The organism is Corallococcus praedator, assembly GCF_003612125.1.
In the GTDB taxonomy this organism is placed as follows: Bacteria; Myxococcota; Myxococcia; order Myxococcales; family Myxococcaceae; genus Corallococcus; species Corallococcus praedator.
On the sequence record NZ_RAWI01000261.1, the window covers coordinates 1 to 13,463 of the forward strand.

Annotated in this window: 12 protein-coding genes; 6 read left to right on the forward strand and 6 right to left on the reverse strand. The window is 72.0% G+C overall.

Annotation, left to right across the window (positions count from 1 at the left end; translation table 11 throughout):
* The first annotated feature begins 84 nt into the window (after nucleotides 1-84).
* From D7Y13_RS45870 to D7Y13_RS27790, 3 genes are all read left to right on the forward strand, one after another.
* Nucleotides 85-399, forward strand: a complete 315-nt coding sequence (locus tag D7Y13_RS45870; RefSeq protein ID WP_120534672.1) for a hypothetical protein — start codon at nucleotides 85-87, stop codon at nucleotides 397-399.
* Between the two features lie 242 nt (nucleotides 400-641).
* Nucleotides 642-1,352, forward strand: coding sequence for a LysM peptidoglycan-binding domain-containing protein (locus D7Y13_RS27785; protein ID WP_120534671.1), 711 nt, complete (start codon nucleotides 642-644; stop codon nucleotides 1,350-1,352).
* A 239-nt stretch (nucleotides 1,353-1,591) separates the two neighbouring features.
* Complete coding sequence (locus tag D7Y13_RS27790) at nucleotides 1,592-1,972, forward strand: response regulator (RefSeq protein ID WP_120534670.1); 381 nt, start codon at nucleotides 1,592-1,594, stop codon at nucleotides 1,970-1,972.
* Here the strand turns inward: D7Y13_RS27790 and D7Y13_RS27795 are convergent.
* Both D7Y13_RS27795 and D7Y13_RS27800 read right to left on the reverse strand, forming a co-directional pair.
* Nucleotides 1,969-3,885 (reverse strand): sensor histidine kinase, encoded by a 1,917-nt coding sequence (locus D7Y13_RS27795; protein WP_244222380.1) that lies wholly within the window; start codon nucleotides 3,883-3,885, stop codon nucleotides 1,969-1,971. The genes D7Y13_RS27790 and D7Y13_RS27795 overlap by 4 nt on opposite strands.
* Before the next feature lie 75 nt (nucleotides 3,886-3,960).
* Nucleotides 3,961-4,242, reverse strand: coding sequence for a hypothetical protein (locus D7Y13_RS27800; protein ID WP_120534668.1), 282 nt, complete (start codon nucleotides 4,240-4,242; stop codon nucleotides 3,961-3,963).
* A gap of 153 nt (nucleotides 4,243-4,395) precedes the next feature.
* Here D7Y13_RS27800 and D7Y13_RS27805 point away from each other — a divergent pair, with 153 nt between their 5' ends.
* A complete protein-coding gene (locus tag D7Y13_RS27805) occupies nucleotides 4,396-5,094 on the forward strand; it encodes a response regulator transcription factor (RefSeq protein WP_233595880.1) in 699 nt (232 codons plus the stop codon).
* Between the two features lie 16 nt (nucleotides 5,095-5,110).
* Here D7Y13_RS27805 and D7Y13_RS27810 read toward each other — a convergent pair whose 3' ends face one another.
* Genes D7Y13_RS27810 through D7Y13_RS27820 form a run of 3 tightly spaced genes read right to left on the reverse strand, consistent with a single transcriptional unit; the run spans nucleotide 5,111 to nucleotide 10,457 of the window.
* Nucleotides 5,111-8,194 (reverse strand): bpX6 domain-containing protein, encoded by a 3,084-nt coding sequence (locus D7Y13_RS27810; RefSeq protein WP_120585424.1) that lies wholly within the window; start codon nucleotides 8,192-8,194, stop codon nucleotides 5,111-5,113.
* Nucleotides 8,191-9,999 carry an LpqB family beta-propeller domain-containing protein gene (locus D7Y13_RS27815; RefSeq protein WP_120585427.1) on the reverse strand — a complete coding sequence of 603 codons (1,809 nt, stop codon included), beginning with the start codon at nucleotides 9,997-9,999 and terminating at the stop codon, nucleotides 8,191-8,193. The genes D7Y13_RS27810 and D7Y13_RS27815 overlap by 4 nt, the downstream gene beginning before the upstream one ends.
* Complete coding sequence (locus tag D7Y13_RS27820; RefSeq protein ID WP_120585423.1) at nucleotides 9,996-10,457, reverse strand: bpX5 domain-containing protein; 462 nt, start codon at nucleotides 10,455-10,457, stop codon at nucleotides 9,996-9,998. Before D7Y13_RS27820 ends, D7Y13_RS27815 begins: the two co-directional genes overlap by 4 nt.
* Before the next feature lie 325 nt (nucleotides 10,458-10,782).
* Here D7Y13_RS27820 and D7Y13_RS27825 point away from each other — a divergent pair, with 325 nt between their 5' ends.
* Entirely contained in the window at nucleotides 10,783-11,691 is a 909-nt protein-coding gene (locus D7Y13_RS27825; RefSeq protein WP_120534663.1) for a DUF2381 family protein, read from the forward strand.
* A 108-nt stretch (nucleotides 11,692-11,799) separates the two neighbouring features.
* Nucleotides 11,800-12,207 carry a serine/threonine protein kinase gene (locus D7Y13_RS27830; protein WP_341870443.1) on the forward strand — a complete coding sequence of 136 codons (408 nt, stop codon included), beginning with the start codon at nucleotides 11,800-11,802 and terminating at the stop codon, nucleotides 12,205-12,207.
* On the opposite strand, the gene D7Y13_RS27835 is transcribed toward D7Y13_RS27830, so the two are convergent.
* On the reverse strand, nucleotides 12,208-13,365 hold the full coding sequence (locus tag D7Y13_RS27835) for an AAA family ATPase (protein WP_120585421.1): 1,158 nt from the start codon (nucleotides 13,363-13,365) through the stop codon (nucleotides 12,208-12,210).
* Nucleotides 13,366-13,463: the final 98 nt, after the last annotated feature.

A 13,463-nucleotide genomic window follows, 5' to 3' on the forward strand; every position in this document is an offset into this window, starting at 1 on the left:
CGCAACCGCCGCGCGCCCCCCGGGTTCAACCCCTCAAGGACGCTGCGCCGGCAACGACGTCGGCGCGTTTCGAGGAGGAACACCATGAAGCGCAACGGACTGGGGATGCTCGCGGCGGTGCTGGGGATGACGGTAGCGCTGCCCGCCGTGGCCGCGGAGGCCGACCAGCGGCAGGTGAACCAGCAGCAGCGCATCCACCAGGGCGTGCGCAGCGGAGAGCTCACCGGCCGCGAGGCCGCGCGCCTGGAGCGCCAGCACCGCGCCCTGAAGCGGGAGATCCGCCAGGACCGCCGCGACGACGGCCACCTGGACGCCTCCGAGCGCGCCCGCATCGACGCGAAGCAGGACGCCCTGAGCCGCCGCATCGCCCGCCAGAAGCATGACGCGCAGGCCCGCTAGCAAATCCCGGGAAATTGCGCGCCGCGACATCCACCCCGTGCATCCATCCGGGGTGGAAAAGTCAGCGCTGCGTGGGGCTTTCGTGACGGGGATTCCGCCCCGGGTGTGTCCTTCCCCTGCATGTGCGTGCTTTCAGGGAAAAGCAGGTGGGGGACGCAACCCAGGTTCTTGAACGGCGAGAATGGAATCAATCGCAGCCGGTGACCGAGGTCGGGTCACTGCTCCCACCCGGAGCCCCCCACATGAGCTACCGCATCCAGTCTGGCGACACCCTCTCGGCCCTGGCCAAGCGCTACAACACCAGCGTTGGCGACCTGATGAAGGCCAACCCGGACATCAAGGACAAGAACCTCATCTACGCCGGCAAGAGCCTGAACATCCCCGGCTCCAAGGACTCCTTCGAGCCCGGCACCTCCGGCAGCGGCGGTTCCAAGGCCGGTGGCGGCACGGGCGGCTCCAGCGGCTCGGGCAACGTGACGGCGCCTCCGGGCGGCGCGGGCCCGGCCTCGCGGGGCCCCGGTGGCAGCCCGTTTGAGATTGCCCAGTCGCACCTGGGCAAGAACGCCGGCTCGCTGAAGATGGAAGGCAGCGGCGTGGGCGCGGACATGGAGGACTGGGTCCCCAACGACGTGAACTGCGCCAACTTCGTCTCCGCGTGCCTGGAGCAGGCCGGGCAGATCAAGGACAGCCAGCACAGCGCCTCCGTGATGACCCTCCAGGCCAACCTGGACCGGGACCCGAACTTCCAGCGCGTGGACCTCAAGGACGCGAAGCCGGGCGACGTCGTCTCCATGAAGGTGGGCAGCGGCCAGCACGTGGTGATGTTCGCCGGCTGGAAGGACGGCAAGGCCCAGTTCATCGGCTCCAACAACGTGAACTCGGACGGCTCCCAGCGCATCAGCTACAGCTCGATGAACTACCCCATCATGTCCGTGCACCACTACAAGGGCTGAGCCGCACGGCCTTCGCGCCTGAAGCACCCGGTGGGGTCTTCGCCTCCCGCGCTCCCGAGCGCGGAAGGGGGAGGCCCCATCCTCGTTTTTCCGGGAGGTCCAAGCAGCCTCCCCCTGCCCCGGGAGGCACCCGCAGTGCCGCCGGATTCACATTGGACAGTCCTTCCGTCCAGGGTTGGACGTTCCCTGGACACAAGGACTTTGCGTGGGGACCCGGGCGGGGGGAGGCTGAGGCGCCCATGCGAAGCCTCATCCTGCTCGTGGAAGACCATGTCGACAGCCGGGAGATGCTGGAGGAGTTCCTCACGCTGGAGGGCTTCGCCGTCGAGGTCGCCGGCAATGGCCTTCATGCGTGGGAGCGCCTGCGGCGGCAGCCCCTGCCGGACGTGATGCTGTTGGACCTGATGATGCCGGTGATGAGCGGCTGGGAGTTGATGGAGCGCATCCAGAAGGAGCCGCGCTTCAAGAACCTGCCCGTCATCGTCGTGTCGGGCGCGGGCGCCACGCGGCCCGTGCCCCAGGGCATCCGGGCCTCCATCCCGAAGCCGCTGGACCTGGATGACCTGATGCGCGCGCTGGAGCCCTTTCGCTCGCAGTCCGAGTTAGCCGCCGCCTACTAGGGCACCGGGGCACTGGCGCCGCGCGGCAGGAGGGCGCGGAAGGTGGTGCCCTCCGAAGCGCGGGAGCGCACCTCGATGCGCCCGCCGTGCCCCTTCACCACCTGTTCGACGATGTAGAGCCCCAGGCCCAGGCCGCCGTGCGTGTTGCCGCCGCCGCCGCGCCGGAAGGGGTTGAACAGGTGCGGCAGCACGTCCGGCGGGATGGGCGTTCCGCTGTTGTGCACCTCCAGCGCCACCTGCTCTCCCACGTCCGTCAGCGTGAAGCGCACCGGGGAGTCCGGTGGGCTGTACTGGAGCGCGTTGCCGCCCAGGTTGCTCACCACCTGGAGCAGCCGGTCCGCGTCCCAGGCGCCGTCGTAGCGGCCGGGACCCGCCTGGAACGTGAGGGTGCGGTCGGGCCACGCCGCCTCCAGTTCGTCCACCGCCTGGCGCACCACGCCGCGCAGGTCGCCGGGCACGCGCTCGATGGGGATGCCGCCGCCCAGCCGGCTGCGGGTGAAGTCCAGCAGTTCGGAGATCATCCGCGCCATCCGCTCGCCGGAGCGGGCGATGCGGGACACGGCCTTGCGGTCGCGCTCCGGCAGCGCGTCGCCGTGCAGCAGCTTCGTGACGGACAGCTGGATGGCGTTGAGCGGGTTGCGCAGGTCGTGGCTGACGATGGCGATGAACCGCTCACCGAACTGCGCCGCCTCGCGCGCCGTCTCCTCCGCGCGCCGCCGTTCGGTGACGTCCACCAGCGTGACGACGCCCGCGACGATGTGGCCGGACGCATCCCGCACGGGCGCGCTGGAGCCCAGCAGGTGCGCGGTGGTGCCGTCCGGACGCCGCACCTGGAAGGGCTCCGCCGTGCGCGTCTCCCCGGTGCGCAGCGCTCGCGCCATGGGCCAGGCCTCGTCCGGCAACAGCTGGCTGTCCGCGCTGAACATCTGGTGGGCCACGTCGTAGTCCGCGACGCTGGAGGCGGGACGGAACGGCTGGCCCAGCAGGGACTCCAGCGCGCGGTTTCCCATGAGCAGCTTGCCGCTGGGAGCCTCCGCGATGAGCACGCCCGCGGGCAGCTGATCCAACACCGCCGACAGCCGCGAGCGCTCCGCTTCGATGGTGGCCAGCAGCCGCTGCCGCTCCGCTTCCGCCTGACGCCGGGCGGTGATGTCCAGCACCGTGGCGGCGCGGCCCACGCGGCGGCCGGTGGCGTCGCGCAGGGACGTCACGTGCACGAAGGCGGGGAAGCGGCTGCCGTCGCGGCGCAGGTGCAGCGCCTCGTATTCATGCGACAGCTTGGAGCTGACGGCGGCCATGTGCCGGGGCAGCGCCCCGCGCGACTCGGGCGCCACCAGGTCCTCCAGGCGCAGGCCCTTGAGCGCCTCCGCGGGCTGTCCGTGCATGCGCGCGAGCGCGGGGTTCGCCGCCACGAGCGTGGTGTCCTCCGCGTCCATCACGCCCACGCCCACGCCCAGGTGCAGGAAGATGTCCTCCCAGTGCCGCGGCCCGGGCCCGTCCGTCCCACCGGTCTCCGCCGCGTCGCGCTCGGAGGTCAGGCGCCCCTGGACGTACGCCTCCAGCGCCGCTTCCTCCACCGCGTCCACGGCCGCGTGGAAGGCTTCCATCCGCTCCGGATCCGCGTCCCCGCCGGAGCGCTCACGCCACAGCCGCAGCACCGTCTCCCGCAGGCGCCGGTAGCCCGCCACCCGGGGGCGTCCGTCGGGGCCCCGCACGAGGAGCGCCGCCTCCCGCGCGAAGTCCTCGGAAACCCGCGCCCCGGGGTTCGCCAGCCGGGCCGCCACGGCGTCGAGCACGCGGGCGAAGACATCACCGGAGCCCGGCGCTTCGCGGATCCACGCGTCCTGGAGGACGTTGCGGGACTCGAAGAGGAAATCGGCCAGGGGCTGGTGGGGCACGGTGCGCGGGCTCACGGAAGGAAGGGGCCAAAAAGGCCCCATCCGACTTAGGCGTCCCACACCACCACCACAAGAACCGTGTGCGCGCCCTCAGGACGCCGGGGGAGGCACCACCCGGAGCGGCTGAAGGGTGGTCAACCGCAGCAGGCCCTCCCCGGGTTCCAGCCGGTAGCGCACCTGGAAGCCACAGGTCAGCAACGCCGCGCCCTCCCTGGCGGGCAGGGGCACGGGTGTTCCGGGCATCAGGCTGGCGAGCGCGCCCAGCTCCTCCTGGAGCTGCTCGCGCACCTCCGTCGGGCACGCACAGAGCGCGCGCACCACCTGCGGTTCAAGCTGGAAGCGGTAGGCCATGGCGGCCCCCACGGTGTGCATTGCACCCTCCCTGCAACAAGACAGTCTGACGGTTATTTTCGATGTCCAGCGTGAGGCGTCCGGGGAGAACAGTGCGCCCCCAACAATGTCGGGCAGCCAACGCTGGGGGGCCCGTTCGACCTGGGTCTGCTTCATCCCGACACAGGAATGCAGGTGGAATCCAGGTCGGCCATGGGCATCCACCACCTGCTGCTCGTCGAGGATGACCGGACGTGGCGGGAGGGCGTGGGCCGGGCGGCGCGCGAAGCGGGCTTCGTGGTGTCGCTCGTGGCGGACGGCGCGGAGGCGTTGAGCTGGCTGCGCCACCGGCCACGTGCCCAGCACCCGGACCTCGTCCTGCTGGACCTGATGTTGCCGCGCGTGGACGGCTGGGAGCTGTACGGACGGATGCGCACGGACGCCCGGCTGCGGCACCTGTCGGTGATGATGATGTCCAGCGCCAGTGGTCCGCCGGAGGTGCCCCTGGGCGGGGTGGTGGGCTTCCTGCGCAAGCCTTCGCGGCCGGAGACGCTGGTGTCGGAGCTGGCGGAGCGCGTGCGCGAGCTGCCCCGCCGGACGCCGGAGCCGCCGCGCATGCCGTACACGCTGCGCCTGCCGGACGAGTCCCTCTATTCGCTGCATGCGCTGCCGGACGCGATCCGCCACGCGGTGCGCGTGCACCTGCTGCGCGCCGCGGAGCTGGCGGCCACGGAGCTGCCCCTGGCGTCCTCGTGGTTGATGGCGCTGCACAGCGAGCAGCCCTCGCTGCTGGTGACGGTGGAGGGCGTGCGGGTGGTGCTGGAGGTGGACGACGCCGCGTGCGCGCTGACCGCGAGCATGGTCATCATCCCCAGCCACCTGCGCTGCGCCTGAGCTTCCGCCCGGACGCTCAGTCCACCGGGACGGCGTGGACCGCGCCGGAGTGCAGGTCCACCCACACCACCCGGCCGAGCAGGTCGTGGACGAGGCACCAGTCGTCGGTGAGCCGGACGACCTGGGGCGGGAGGCCGGAGAACTGGAAGCTCACGCGCGGATGTCCGGCGAGGTCGCGCAGGACGGCGGTGTGCAGCGAGCCTTCGATGAACCGCGTCACGTGCCAGGCGTGCGCGAGCACCATGCCCACGCGCGACGGATCCTTCCACGGGATGGCGTGGTTGCGCCGCCCGACGAACGACGGCAGGACGGGCCAGGGGGGGAGCTGTTCCTCCTCGGTGACATCGCGCCGCCCCGCCGCCACCTCTCCGTCCGGGGTGAGCGCGTGGATGTCCGGCGCGCGGGACAGGCGTGGCACGTGCGCGCGCTGGCGCAGGGTGGGGCCTCCCGCCAGGGCGTAGCCCCAGCGCTCCAGCAGCCCGAAGTCCTGGGCCGCGGAGAGGTGCAGGACGAGGAAGGACAGGTGCTGCGCGTCGGCGGCCACCTCCACCACCGCGCCGCCCACCTGGGGCACGCGCCAGAGCGAGCGCAGGTCCTCCGCCAGCGCATCCACCATCATCACGGTGTCGCGCACGGCGACGAACCAGCGGTCCCCGTCATACGTGGGGGCCCACGCACCCAGCTCCGTGTCGCACCAGCGCGTGGCCCGGCGCGCCACCAGGTCCAACCTCGACAGGCGCCACACGTCGCCCCGGCGTGCGAGCGCGAGCGCCCGGTCCCCCTGCGAGGAGAGCACCAGCGAGAACGCCGGCACGTCGAACCAGGCCAGGGTCCGCCCGTCCGGGCCCACGAGCCGAGCGCCCGCCTCACCCAGCGCGAGCAGCACGCGCTGGCCCGGGAGCACCACGGCGTCATGCACCGCGTGGGCGCCCGCGTCGTGCCTGTCCCGCAGCACCGGCGTCACCATCCGCTCCGACTCGGGGAGCTCCGACCACGCGCGGAGGACCGGCTCCGCGGGCAGGTGCAGGTCCAGGCGCAGCGCCGCCATCGCGGGTTCCTTCACGTTGCGCAGGCGCTTGATGAGCGCGTCCAGCGGCACGGAGAGCTCCGTCGCGCGGTCGCGCATCAGCGAGCGCAAGGTGGGGGTGAGCAGCGCGGCGTAGGCGTCGGAGGGCTCCTGGCGCAGCAGCTCGGTGGCGAAGGCGAAGCGCTCCGGCGCGCGTTCGGGGGACTCGTCCGACAGCAGGGCTTCCACGGCCCCGCGCGCTGCGCTGAAGCCCTCCGGGAAGCCGAGCGCCTGGTGCACGAGCAGCTTCGCGCCGCTCGTGCCGCCCGCGAGCACGCCCCGCTCCACCCAGGCCTTCGCCAGGGGGCGCGCGGAGACCACCGGCCACACGGCCTCCACCGCGCGGGCCCAGTTTCCGGCCTCCGCGTGCGCATCCCCCCACAAGAGCCGCAGCGCTTCCGCTTCACGCGGATGGGACTTCTCCAGGCGCAGCACCGCGTCCGCGAACACGCCGCTCCGGCGGGCGATGGCCACGGCGCGGCCCACGTCCTTCGCGAGCAGCCACTGCCGCACGACGAGGCCGGCGGGCAGGTCGCGACCTTCGGCCAGCTCCGCGGCCAGCCGCAGGCGGCCGTGGCGCTCCAGGAAGGAGACGGCTTCTTCCGTCGCGTTGAGCAGCTCCGCCAGGACGAAGGCGGCTTCGTCGATGCGGCCCTCGCGCTCCAGGCGGCGGAAGATGTCGCGGTAGCGCTGGCGCAGGGTCTCGAACACGGCGCCGCCGCCGAACATCTGGGGGGGGCCGCTGTTCGGGGTCGGCTGGATGTGGAGGTGTTCGCGCGGCGACGGCACCCCCAGCGCGAGCTGCGCATCGGGGCTGGGGTCCCTGCCGAGTGGAATCGCGTGGCGCAGGGCTTCGTCGATGTCGCCCTGGTCGAACAGCTCCAGGAGGCGGCGCAGGTAGTCGCGCTTGCGCTCGAGGACGAGCCGCCCCAGGGGCGTGTTCTCCGCCATCCACGACTTCAGCCGGGCGAGCGCGCCGGGGCCTGGGGGCCTGCGTGGGGACGTGGGCGTGTCGGCGCGTGGGCTTGGGGTCGCGGCCTCTTTCGCATCCGGGGCTCTGGCGAAGGCGCGCAACCACGAGCGCAGGGCCTGCATCAACGGCGAGGGGGATGCCGGCCGGGAGCCTGCGGACAGGGAGGACGGTGGATCCGCAGGTCCCGTGTCTCCTCGCAGCCCGGACATGAGTCGTGCGAACCAACTGGGACGCGCGGGTGTGGAGGACGACGTGTCTTGCGCGGCGCGGGTCAGTCCTTCGCGCGAGGCAACACTTCCGAAGAGGCGCTGCCACAACTCCGGCCCTGAGCCGGTGACGTGGTGGTCCCCCGTGGCCTCCAAGCCGGGGGAGAACGCGCTCCGCAGTCGGGCGAGGAGGCCCGCGCGACGTACCGCCATCGCGCTTCCCTGGGCTGATTGGGACCGCGCGCTGAACGCCTTGCGCAAACGCGCGAAGAATCCTTCCCGTCGCGCGACGGGGACCGCCCTGCCCTCCATGCGCGCCAGCATCCGCTGGGCCTCGGGCGCGAGCGCGGGCACGCCGGGTCCAAACGACTCGCGCGTGGGTGGCGGCAGGGGCGCCAGCACGTGCTGCATGACCGGCGGCGGCGCGCCCAATCCCTTCACCGTCATCCGCTGCCACCCGGACACGTCCAACCACGCGCCCGGCTCCAACTGTCGGGCCTCCCCCGGCACGTGCACCCGCGCGCGCCCCGCGAGCACCAGCACGACAGCGCCCGGCGGCGGCGCCAATCGCTCACGCTCCTTCGGCGTCAGCGGCGCGCTGGTGAGCACACCCGACTCCAACACCAGCGGCAGTCCCGGCGCGGCCTCCACGGCGACCTTGCACGGCGCCGGCAGCCGCAACAGGTAGCCTCCGTCCAGAACCCAGACCGAGGCCCCGGGCCTCCAGGCGGCCAGCACGCGACGGCGGGCCTCGCTCACGCCCAGCGCTCCGGCATGGAACCAGAAGGCCGCCGCCACCACCGTCCCCCGGTGCACGTGGGCCCGGGGACGCAGCACTCCGGCTCCGGCGCTCATGGCGTGGACTCCGGGACGGCGCGGTAGAGCACCGTCTGCTCCATCAGGTCCCACAGCACCAGCTCGCCCGTCTTCGTCAGCCAACCGAACACAGGCTGCCCATGGCTCGCCGCTGCCTGCACCACTTCGTCCGTGGCGGCCACCAGCGTCCGGGGCGCCTGCTCCGAGAAGAAATGGAACGTGCGCCGGTCCGGATCCAGCGCGAGCACCCCCGGCGGCGAGGGCGCGGGGGGCTGCACCGCCCCCACCACGCGGTACGCCGGGGGGACCACGACCTGCGTCACGCCCATGTCCAGGAACAGCCGCCAGTTCTCTTCCTGATGGCGCACCACGAGCAACCCCGCGTAGGCATGGCCTCCGGAAGGCGAATACCCGAAGTACGCTTCACCGTGCCGGGCATTGAGAGGAATCATGCGGGGCGCCGCCTCTCCCAGCACCCCGAGCCGCGCGATGATCGCGCGCCCCGTTCCGCCCGCCTGGGGACGGGTGACGTAGACCGGTTTGGACAGCACCTCGGCCAGCGCGGAGACCTTCTCATCCACCCGGAGGAGCGACGAGACCCCATCCCGCCCGGGAGGAGGCAGGTGGAACAGGCCGTCCTGCGCGTCCTTCAACCAGAGGTGTTCCTGTCCGTTCGGCTCCTGCCAGCTCACGAGGGGCAGCGATTGCATTCCCGGGAGGGACTCCGGCCGGTCCACCTCCGACGCCACCTGGTAGTGGACCTTGCGGAACCCCGCCGACGTACGCACCTGCCCGTGCATCACGTAGTCGTTCCCCTGGCGCGCCAGCACCAGCAGTCCTCCTGAATACCGCCAGCCCACCGCGATGACGTGCTGGCCTCCGGGGACCTGGACGCGCCGGGGCTTGGGCACGGTGGCGCGAGGCGAGTGGGGCACCGCCATCGCCGCGACGCTGCCGTCCGAGTGGTGCATCAGGATGCGCCGGCCATCGCCGGAGAAGGCGAAGTGGGTGAGGCGCCGGTCCTTGCGCGTCCACACCGGGGCCACGGTCCGCCGCTCGAACGGGTTGCGCAGCAGGCGGATGCAGTCATCCGGAGGAGGAAGCTCCAGCACCACCGACCGGGCGACCTGCGACGCGGGCCGCACGTCCACCGTGAGGCGGTGCGCGCCGGGCTCCATCGGCTCGGACACCTCCACGCGGGACATCCCCTCCGCGCCCGCGAGTCGTGACAGGCGCGCGGCGCCCACCAGCCATGCATCCCCGGGTGCATGCTGGAGCTCCAGCGCCTCGCGCCACGCGGTCAGGTGGCGCGCGGAAGCCGGTTCGATGGAGCGGGCCTCCAGCCACTTCAGGAGCGAGGGGACCTCCAGGCCCGAGTGCGTGGCGGACTCAGGAGAGGACTGGAGCGCGCCCCAGATGAACGCGGCCCCCGCGGCTTCAGCCCGCCGCGCGAGCACGATGAGCAACGCGAGGTGCGCGATGCGGGGCAGGCCCAGTTGATCCGGTCCCGCGTCCAGCAGCACCACCGTGCGCCGCGCCCCCTGGGGTTGCCGGAACGCGGGCTTGAGGAAGGACAGCTCGCCGAACGCCGCGCGGCGCACCAGCTCGTCGGGAGTGTCCAGCGCCCAAAGCCATTCACTGACGAGCAGCCGGTCGAAGGGCCCTCGGCGGGTGAGCCCGTCATAGCCCTGCGGCTCTCCACCCTCGGCCTCGCCGCGAGGCCGCAGCCCACCCAGCGCCGCCGACAACCGCGCCACGTGCGGCCCCAGCGTGAGCGCGAGGTCATCCGGGAAGAGGGACAGCTGCATCGCCCAGGGGCGAAGGATGGGGGGCAGCGCGGTCACGGCCGCGCCCCTGGAGGCGCGAGCCACGCGACCAGTGACGCGCGCACGACCCGCTGGGCCGCGCCCACCGGCACGAGCCGCGCGGAGGCAGGCAGCACGACGAGCGGCGCATCCCCCTGCCCCGCGAGCAACGCGCGCTCCAGCAGGGACACCGCCACCTCCGGCTCCAATGCGCACGGCAGCAGGAGCCCGGGGGCCAGCGGGTCGCGTCCCAGGTAGACCACGCCCTCCACCCAGGGCAGGGAGGCTGCGACGCCCAGGAGCACGAGCACGTCCGGGCCCGCGACCCCGCTCCAGGATTCGAGCATCGCGTCGTCCGCCCGAGCCGCCCGGGCCCCCAGTGCCCGCGCGACCGGACCCACGCCCGCGACGGCGACAGGCTCCAGCGGGACGGCCCTGGGGCGCCAGCGCACGGAAAGTCCCGCGACGGCGCGCTCCGACTCCGGTGGCGGCCTCATGACTCCCGGTTTCTTTCCACCACCGGGCGGCACCGCGCCAGGAGCAAGGAGATGGCCTGCACGGCTGAACCGGCGCGACGCCCGTCGATCACGCCCGCAGTCTAGTCAGCTCCGGCCTGCTCCGGATACGGGGCCGCGCACCGCCAGGACCCCGGACAAGAGGCCCACGGACAAGACACGCAACCTCACGGGTCATCACCCCGGAGCGCGTCACGCATTGAATCCAGCGCGTCCCCACACCCCCCACGACCCCATGGATTCAGGGGCGGCGACCTACCTCGAAAGGTAGTTGCCAATCATGAGAACCTGCTAGGTTGCCATCCCCATGAGGAAGTGCCTCGACAGCCTCTTGCTGGGCCTGCTCCTGACGGCCACGGTGGCGACCGCCCAGGAGCGGCAGCCCCTGGTCCGCAACGTCTACCTGTCGGACGACCCGCAGCAGGAAGTGCCTCGCATCCACGTGGGCTCGCGCATCGCGACGGTGCTGCGCTTCGAGCAGGACGTGGACCCGAGGCGGACCGCGCTGCTGGGCTGGGAAGGGCGGTTCGAACCCGTCCTGTCAGGTGGGAAGTCCGTGCTGCTGGTGCCGCGTCAGAGCCTGCCGCCGGAGGATGGTTTCCTACTTCAGGTGACGCTCCAGGATGGGACGGAAATCCCCTTCACGCTCACCGCTCCGGAGGACGGACAGGCGGATCAACAGGTCAATGTCTTTCGAGACAGTGAGAGCCCTGGCGCCGTGCGTTCGCGTCTGTCGGACTCACGAGTGCGGGAGCGGCAGCTCCGTGAGGAGAACGAGCGCTTCCGTCAGGAAGAGACCTCCGTGGACCACGCGCTCGCCGCGCTTCTCACCCAGAGCGCGGTGAAGATGACGCCCTTCCGGGTCCTCCGCGCATGGACGTTCTCCTGCGACATTGGAACGGTGGAGATCCGTGGCTACATCCATCCGACCAAGACGGCCGTCGTCTTCCAGATCACGAACCAGACGGCGAAGACTTCGTGGCGGATGAAGGAAGCCCGGTTTTCGGTCGCATCCACCGGAAAGGCCTGGCCCTTCGCGCTGCGGATGAACCAGACAGAAATCGTCCCAGGCTCTTCGGGCACCATCGCGGTGGTCGCGGACCTGAGCACCTTCGATTTCAAGAAGGGATCCGAGAAACTCGTCCTAGAACTCTTCCGTCACGACGGTCTCCGAGAGGCAATGGTCGTGGTGGAAGAGACGGGCCCGCACAAGTAGACCCTCCCATCCATGGCTCCTCCCCACGTGATTCGCTCCTGCTCTCTGTTGCTTCTGGGTCTCCTCACCAGCTGCGCGACCTCTGCTCCCATTCCAGGACAGGTCGCCATGCGCTCCGACGGAACCCCAGAGCCCGAAGCCTGCCCGGAAGAAGCCTTGAAGGCGATGCGGCTCCTGGGGCTGCGCGTCTCCGATGGAGCCACGCTGGAACTCGACGTCAACCAAGCAGACACCAATCCCGTGTACCTGCGCGAAGGACCCATCGAAAGCGAGCTGAACAACAGCCTGGGCCCACTGGAGCCTGGAACGTTGATGTACGGCCGCATCTGGACGGGTGGGCAACAGGTCGTCATCCGGTACTACGAGGCCAAGCCGCCCGACCGCGAGAGGCTCCCTCTTTGCGCGGTCGCCCGGACGGCGAAGGGTCAGCTGCGGAAGATGAAGGGCTCCAAGCCTGGAATGGCCACCCTGGAGTTCTCAGGCTCGGGAGTCTTCATCGTCGACGGGTTCCGGTAGTCACGCCGCCCGCGACGCCACGTCGCCCAGCACCGCCGCCACCTCACCCCGCAGCGCGCGCAGCACCTCCGGGAGTGACTCCGGCGCGAAGCCCGCGTCCATCTCCCGCGCCACGCCCTCCAGCTTGAGCCGCCACGCGGCCAGGCCTTCCACGTCCTCATCCGCGGGCCGGGTCTCCAGCAGCACCTGCCCCGCCTGCGCGATGCGCTGGGCCCGCGCGAGCGGCCCCGCGCTCGCCTCCAGCGCCGCGGCCGGCAGCGCCGGGTTCTCCGACGCGGAGAGCACGTCGCGCAGCACGTCCCGCGCCAGCGCCTGCGCCTCCTTCGTGGGCACCGCGTAGACGAGCGGCCACAGGTCCGCCACGCCCGGCGTCGCCCGCCCCGCCAGCGCCGCCGCCGCCGCGACCAGCCGCTGCACCTTCACCGCCCGGCGGTCCGACAGCGCGATGCCCGCGCCGCGCAGCGTCCGCAGCGCCTGCGCCAGGTGCGGCCGCACCGGCCCCAGGTCCGCGCCCCGCGCCACGCCCGTCACCACGTCCAGCGCCGCCAACGACGCCACGCGCGGCGCCGCGTCCGTCCACAGCGACGCGCCACCCGTGAGCAGCTCCTCCAGCCGCGAGTCCGGCACCGGCTCCACGAAGATGCGCGCCAGGAAGCGGTCGGAGAACGCCGCCAGCGCGTCGTCCTCCGGCAGCCCGTTGGACGCGCCCACGCAGATGCGCAGCGGCACCTGCATGCGCGTGTGCCCGCGCCGGAAGGTGCGCTCGTTGAGCAGGCCCAGCAGCGTGTTGAGGATGGCGGTGGAGCCCAGGAACACCTCGTCCAGGAAGGCCACCTCCGCCTCCGGCAGCATGCCGGACGTCTCCGTCTCCACCACGCCCTCGCGCAGCTTGCGCAGGTCCACCGGCCCGAAGATTTCGGACGGCTCCGTGAAGCGCCCCAGCAGGTATTCGAAGTAGGTGCCGCCCAGCGCGCGCGCCGTCCGGCGCACCGCCTCGCTCTTGGCCGTGCCCGGCGGGCCCACGACGAGCAGGTGCTCGCCCGCCACCGCCGACAGCGCCACCAGCTCCACCATCGCCTCGCGCTCCACCAGCCCCCGACCCGCGTCGGTGAGGGCGTCGCGCACGGTGGCCGCCGCGACCTCGAATGTACCGGACATGCCCCCAAGCCTAGCCGGCCCCCTCCCCGTCGCGAAGCCACCCCTCGGGGCCTCCCGCTTCGGAAGCCGCGAAGACACCCGGGCGACCGGGCACGCCC

What these genes read in the sequence shown, in the direction of transcription:
- D7Y13_RS45870 (WP_120534672.1), top strand. Translation starts at nt 85, where the DNA reads ATGAAGCGCAACGGACTGGGGATGCTCGCGGCGGTGCTGGGGATGACG.
- D7Y13_RS27785 (WP_120534671.1), top strand. Translation starts at nt 642, where the DNA reads ATGAGCTACCGCATCCAGTCTGGCGACACCCTCTCGGCCCTGGCCAAG.
- D7Y13_RS27790 (WP_120534670.1), top strand. Translation starts at nt 1,592, where the DNA reads ATGCGAAGCCTCATCCTGCTCGTGGAAGACCATGTCGACAGCCGGGAG.
- D7Y13_RS27800 (WP_120534668.1), bottom strand. Translation starts at nt 4,242, where the DNA reads ATGCACACCGTGGGGGCCGCCATGGCCTACCGCTTCCAGCTTGAACCG.
- D7Y13_RS27810 (WP_120585424.1), bottom strand. Translation starts at nt 8,194, where the DNA reads ATGAGCGCCGGAGCCGGAGTGCTGCGTCCCCGGGCCCACGTGCACCGG.
- D7Y13_RS27820 (WP_120585423.1), bottom strand. Translation starts at nt 10,457, where the DNA reads ATGAGGCCGCCACCGGAGTCGGAGCGCGCCGTCGCGGGACTTTCCGTG.
- D7Y13_RS27825 (WP_120534663.1), top strand. Translation starts at nt 10,783, where the DNA reads ATGAGGAAGTGCCTCGACAGCCTCTTGCTGGGCCTGCTCCTGACGGCC.
- D7Y13_RS27830 (WP_341870443.1), top strand. Translation starts at nt 11,800, where the DNA reads ATGCGCTCCGACGGAACCCCAGAGCCCGAAGCCTGCCCGGAAGAAGCC.
- D7Y13_RS27835 (WP_120585421.1), bottom strand. Translation starts at nt 13,365, where the DNA reads ATGTCCGGTACATTCGAGGTCGCGGCGGCCACCGTGCGCGACGCCCTC.